Origin of the sequence: Pseudomonas sp. MD195_PC81_125, from assembly GCF_014060985.1 — a bacterium.
GTDB classification, from domain to species: Bacteria; Pseudomonadota; Gammaproteobacteria; order Pseudomonadales; family Pseudomonadaceae; genus Aquipseudomonas; species Aquipseudomonas parakoreensis.
The window spans coordinates 1-5,385 of record NZ_JABULD010000340.1; the positions used below are offsets into that span (position 1 = coordinate 1).

Consider the following 5,385-nt stretch of genomic DNA (forward strand, 5'->3'; position numbering starts at 1 on the left):
AAGATCAAAAGATCGCAGCCTTCGGCAGCTCCTACAGGGAGCGTTATCGACTCAGGGTTTGGCGAGCGCGGGGAGGTCACCTGTGAGGCCCAGTGCTTCACGAACAAAGAGTGCCTTGGCCTCGGGCATCTGCTCCACCAGCTTCAACCCGGCGTTGCGCAACCAGCGTACCGGCAACGGGTCGGCCTGGAACAAGCGTTCGAAGCCCTCCATCGCCGCCATCAGCGCGAGGTTGTGCGGCATGCGCCGACGCTCGTAACGACTCAGCACTTTCACGTCCGCCAGGCGCTCGCCGCGTTCCGCAGCTTGCAGCAGCACTTCAGCCAGCACCGCCGCATCAAGGAAACCCAGGTTGACGCCCTGCCCGGCCAACGGGTGAATGGTGTGCGCCGCATCGCCGATCAACGCCAACCCTTCGGCGACGTAGCGCTTGGCATGCCGTTGACGCAACGGCACGCACAACCGTGGGTCAGCGCTGAGCACTTCGCCCAGGCAACCTTCGAACGCACGCTCCAGTTCTCGGCAGAACGCGGCTTCATCCAGCGCCATCAGGCGTTCGGCTTCACTCGGCGTGGTCGACCAGACAATCGAGCACCAGTCTTGCTGCCCGTCACGCTCCAGCGGCAGAAACGCCAGCGGCCCGTGATCGGTAAAACGCTGCCACGCGGTCATCCGGTGCGGCCTGCTGCTGCGCACACTGGTGACGATGGCGTGGTGCAGGTAATCCCACTCGCGGGTGGCGACGCCGGTCAGGCGACGTACCGCCGAATGGGCGCCGTCCGCCGCAATCACCAGCGGCGCACGCAACTGGCGACCATCGGCCAGGGTCAGCAGCCAGTCATCACCGGAGCGGCGCATCTGTTCCAGCCGTGCGTTGGCCAGCATGCCCAGATCGCAGTCGTGCAAACGATCGAGCAAGGCATCCTGCACCACGCGGTTTTCGACAATATGCCCCAGCACATCGGCGTGCACACTGCTCGCCGAGAAATGAATCTGCCCGGTGCCGCTGCCGTCCCACACATGCATGTCGGTGTACGGGCTGCTGCGGCGTTTGGCGATGCCGTCCCACACGCCAAGGCGCTCGAGAATCCGCTGGCTGGCCGCCGACAAGGCGCTCACTCGCGGCTCGAACGGCGCGGCGGCATCGAACGGTTTGACGCTCAGCGGGCTGCCGTCGAGCAGCAACACTTCCAGGCCACTGTCCTGCAACGCCAGCGCGAGGGCGCTGCCGACCATTCCGGCTCCGACAATCAGCAGATCTGCGCGCATTTCCATGCTTTAAGCCTGTCTCGCTGGCGGCATGCGCCGCCCGTAAAGGGTTTTACCGAACGCGCCAGTGGGCGGCGCGCTGCTGAAAGTGAAAGTGACGATCCGCCGCTCAAGCATCCGGCCGCGTCCCCAGCCCCATGGCCTGACGGGCAAACCAGCGCTTGGCCGGTGGCAGCAGATCGAGACCGAGCAAGCCAATGTTGCGCCCCAGCGACACCAGCGGCTGGGTGCTGCCGAACAGGCGGGTGACCTGATCGGAGAAGCCTACTGTAAGGTCCTGATCCAGCCGCTGGCGCTCGCGATAGGCCTGCAACGTGGCGAAGTCGCCCAGCGCTTTGTCGCTGGCGAGCAGTGCGGCAGCCAGCGCATCGGCATCACGCAGGGACAGGTTGAACCCCTGCCCGGCAATCGGGTGCAGGCTGTGCGCGGCGTTGCCGAGTACGGCCAGATGCGAGCGCACCTGCTCTTCGGCCTCCACCAGCGACAGCGGGTACAGATGCCGCGCGCCAACCTGTTTCAGGGTGCCGAGGCGGTAGCCAAACACGCCCTGCAGTTCGCTGAGGAAATCGCGCTCGCTCAAATCGGCCAAACGCTGCGCGTCCATGCCCAGGCGGGTCCAGACCAGTGCGCAACGGTTGTCCGGCAGCGGCAGCAAGGCCATCGGCCCTTCGTCGGTGAAGCGCTCGAAGGCCATGCCGTTGTGCGCTTCGCTCGGGGGTGATGTTGGCGATCAGCGCGCTCTGGTTGTACGGACGCTTGCGCACGTTGATGCCCAACTGCTCGCGCAGACCGGAGCGGCCACCATCGGCGAGCACCGCCAGATCGCACTCGATGCTGGTTTCATCGTTGAGCGTCAGGCGATAGCCGTCAGCCAGCGGCTCCATGCGCGTGACTTCCGCCGGGCAACGCCAGCTGATCACGTCTTTATCCAGGTGCTGCCACAGGCACTGGCCGAGCCAGGCGTTTTCCACCACGTAACCCAAGGCCGGCACGCCCTCTTCCATCGCCGACAGACGGGCAGTGGAGAAGCGACCCCGATCGGAGACGTGAATCTGTTTGATCGGCTCGGCGCGGCGGGAAATCTCCTGCCACACACCCAGCCGCTGGTAGATCTGCCGCGAACCGAAGGACAGCGCCGATGAACGGGCGTCGTAGCTCGGCTGCCAGCTGTCGCCGGGGGCGAACGGTTCGATCAGGACGATTTTCCAGCCGCGCGCCTTGGCCCCGGCCTGCAAGGCCAGCGCCAGACTGGCGCCGACCAGGCCGCCGCCGATGATTGCCAGATTGACTCGACTCATGCCGCGTGGGTCCGTGCTTGCGCCATCAGCGCTTCAATCTCGGCGACGGTTTTCGGTACGCCGCTGGTCAATATTTCACAACCGGTTTTGGTCACTACCACGTCATCCTCGATGCGCACGCCAATGCCGCGCCATTTCTTTGCTACGTTCTGGTTGTCCGGGGCGATGTAGATGCCCGGCTCCACGGTCAGCGCCATGCCGACCTCCAGCACCCGCCATTCGCCGCCGACCTTGTATTCGCCGACGTCGTGTACATCCATGCCCAGCCAGTGCCCGGCACGGTGCATGTAAAACGCTTTGTAAGCTTCGGTCGCGATCAATTCGTCGACCTCGCCTTGCAGCAATCCAAGTTTTACCAGCCCCGTGGTAATCACCCGAACCGTGGCTTCGTGCGCCTGATTCCAATTTTTGTTCGGGGCGATTTCAGCGAATGCGGCTTCCTGCGAGGCCAGCACCAACTCGTAAATCGCTTTTTGCTCTGGCGAGAACTTGCCGTTGACCGGCCAGGTGCGAGTGATGTCGCTGGCGTAGCAGTCGATTTCGCAACCGGCGTCGATCAATACCAGATCGCCGTCCTTGAGCAGCGCGTCATTCTGCTGGTAATGCAGGATGCAGCTGTTGCGTCCGGCGGCGACAATCGAGCCGTAAGCCGGCATCTTCGCCCCGCCCTTGCGGAATTCGTAATCGAGTTCGGCTTCAAGGCTGTACTCGTACAAACCCGGCCGACTGGCCTGCATCGCCCGGATGTGGGCCTGAGCGGAGATCCGTGCGGCTTCGCGCATCACCTTCACTTCTGCCGCCGATTTATACAGGCGCATGTCGTGCAGCAGGTGATCCAGGGCAACGAATTCGTTCGGCGGCTGGGCGCCGAGGTGCGCCTTGGAGCGGATCACGTTGATCCAGTCCATCAGGTGGCGATCGAACTCCGGGTTGCTGCCCATCGCCGAATACACCCGGTCGCGGCCTTCGATCAGGCCCGGCAGGATGTCGTCGATGTCGGTAATCGGGAACGCGTCGTCGGCGCCGTAATCACGGATTGCACCTTCCTGCCCGGCGCGCAGACCGTCCCACAACTCACGTTCGGCGTTGCGTTCACGGCAGAACAGCACGTACTCGCCATGCTCGCGGCCGGGCATCAGGACGATGACCGCCTGCGGTTCGGGGAATCCACTGAGGTACTGAAAGTCGCTGTCCTGACGATAGACATGCTCGACGTCGCGGTTGCGGATCGCCACCGCGGCAGCGGGCAGGATCGCGATGCTGTTGGGTTCCATCTGCGCCATCAGGGCCTTGCGGCGACGGCTGTATTCCGCTTTAGGGATATGGGTCATGGGCAGATGGCTTTCCCTGGCACGCGATTAATGCAGCGACGGCTTGGCGGCTGGCGGCACGTCGGCTTTCCTGGTTTCCGAGAACAGCAGCAGCGGCGCGACGCGCAGGTATTCCATGACTTCCATGTAATCGTTTTCGCCGTCGTCGGACTCTTCCAGGGCATCTTGCACCTGGGAAATCGCCGCCAGATCCTGCAGCACTTCGGTAGCTTCGGTGCTGAGCATGCTGCTGTCGCGGCAGTTCAGGCCGAAACCGCTGAGGAAGCCTTGGCACCATTGGCCCAGTGCAGCAGCGCGGTCGGCCAGCGGCGCGTCATCGGTCGGCAGCAGCAGGACGACGGTCACGTCGCTGCCGGTCAACTCACCCTTGACCATTTCTTGCAGGCCGATCAGGGCGTTGCGGACGTTGTCCTGGATATCGCCTTCGAGCAATTCGGCGGCGTCGATCAACCAGCCTTCGTTATCGAAGCCGGCGCCGGCGCAGCTGCGGCCGAGCAGCAGGCCATGCAGTTCGGCAGGCGAGACGTTGTGGCCGCTGGCAGTCAGCAGGGTGGCAAAGGCTTGGTACGGGGAATTCGCAATGGTCATGGGCAGCTAGGCGCCAGACGGCGCTATGTCTAGAATGAAGGCCTTGTATCCTACATCGACAGACTCGCCAAGACTATTAAAGGCTGTCCGCCAGCTATCCCATCAGACAGACTCCGACTCAGTGGACACAATGGAAGACACCGACCTGCAAGCGCTGATGGCCAGACTCGAACTGCTGATTAGTCGAGTGGAGCAACTTAAGAGTCAAAACGCACTCTTACTAGCTCAGGAAAAGACCTGGCGCGAGGAACGCGCTCACCTCATTGAAAAAAAACGAAATCGCCCGGCGTAAGGTCGAATCGATGATTTCGCGCCTCAAGGCCCTGGAGCAAGACTCATGAGTTCAAGCAATAGCGTTACCGTGCAGATCCTCGACAAAGAATATTCGATCATCTGCCCCCAGGAAGAACGCAGCAATCTGGTCAGCGCCGCCCGCTACCTGGACGGCAAGATGCGCGAGATCCGCAGCAGCGGCAAAGTCATCGGCGCCGACCGTATCGCCGTGATGGCCGCGCTGAACATCACCCACGACCTCTTGCACAAAGAAGAGCGCCCGGACATCCAGGCCAGCGGCTCGACCCGTGAACAGGTGCGCGACTTGCTCGATCGTGTCGATCTGGTGCTGGCGACCGATCCGGACGTCACCAAGGCTGATTCGCCGGGCCGCTTGAGGTATACTCGCGGCACTCCCTGGGGTGCTTGCCAGTTGACGATGTCCCTGAGCCGATTTGCACTACCCTGGAGGTTGCACGTTGGGCTGGTGTGCATGTCCGCCAGACGGAAAGCCTTAAAGTCTACTGCATCCTCCACCTTGAACTTTCGGGTTCAAGGGCTAAGTTGACAGCGGTTCATCCGGGGAGCCTGATTCGAATCCGATGCCGGTTTTTGCCGGCATCGGA

3 protein-coding genes, 1 other RNA gene and 3 pseudogenes are annotated in these 5,385 nt (G+C 62.8%); 3 read left to right on the forward strand and 4 right to left on the reverse strand.

The window, feature by feature from the left end; genetic code table 11:
- Positions 1-51: 51 nt before the first annotated feature.
- From HT737_RS14000 to HT737_RS14015, 4 genes and pseudogenes are all read right to left on the reverse strand, one after another.
- Positions 52-1,269 (reverse strand): 2-octaprenyl-3-methyl-6-methoxy-1,4-benzoquinol hydroxylase, encoded by a 1,218-nt coding sequence (locus HT737_RS14000; RefSeq protein WP_182402934.1) that lies wholly within the window; start codon positions 1,267-1,269, stop codon positions 52-54.
- Between the two features lie 109 nt (positions 1,270-1,378).
- Positions 1,379-2,567 (reverse strand): annotated as a pseudogene (gene ubiH, locus HT737_RS14005) (2-octaprenyl-6-methoxyphenyl hydroxylase).
- Complete coding sequence (gene pepP, locus HT737_RS14010; RefSeq protein WP_041072078.1) at positions 2,564-3,898, reverse strand: Xaa-Pro aminopeptidase; 1,335 nt, start codon at positions 3,896-3,898, stop codon at positions 2,564-2,566. The pseudogene ubiH and the gene pepP overlap by 4 nt, the downstream one beginning before the upstream one ends.
- Before the next feature lie 27 nt (positions 3,899-3,925).
- Positions 3,926-4,486, reverse strand: coding sequence for a YecA family protein (locus HT737_RS14015; RefSeq protein ID WP_121182553.1), 561 nt, complete (start codon positions 4,484-4,486; stop codon positions 3,926-3,928).
- A gap of 130 nt (positions 4,487-4,616) precedes the next feature.
- On the opposite strand from HT737_RS14015, the pseudogene HT737_RS14020 reads away from it, so the two are divergent.
- From HT737_RS14020 to ssrS, 3 genes and pseudogenes are all read left to right on the forward strand, one after another.
- Positions 4,617-4,827, forward strand: a pseudogene (locus tag HT737_RS14020) (TIGR02449 family protein).
- Positions 4,824-5,138 (forward strand): annotated as a pseudogene (locus tag HT737_RS14025) (cell division protein ZapA); the annotation flags it as partial. The pseudogenes HT737_RS14020 and HT737_RS14025, both read left to right, overlap by 4 nt.
- 32 nt (positions 5,139-5,170) lie before the next feature.
- Positions 5,171-5,349, forward strand: a non-coding RNA gene (gene ssrS, locus HT737_RS14030) — 6S RNA.
- Positions 5,350-5,385: the final 36 nt, after the last annotated feature.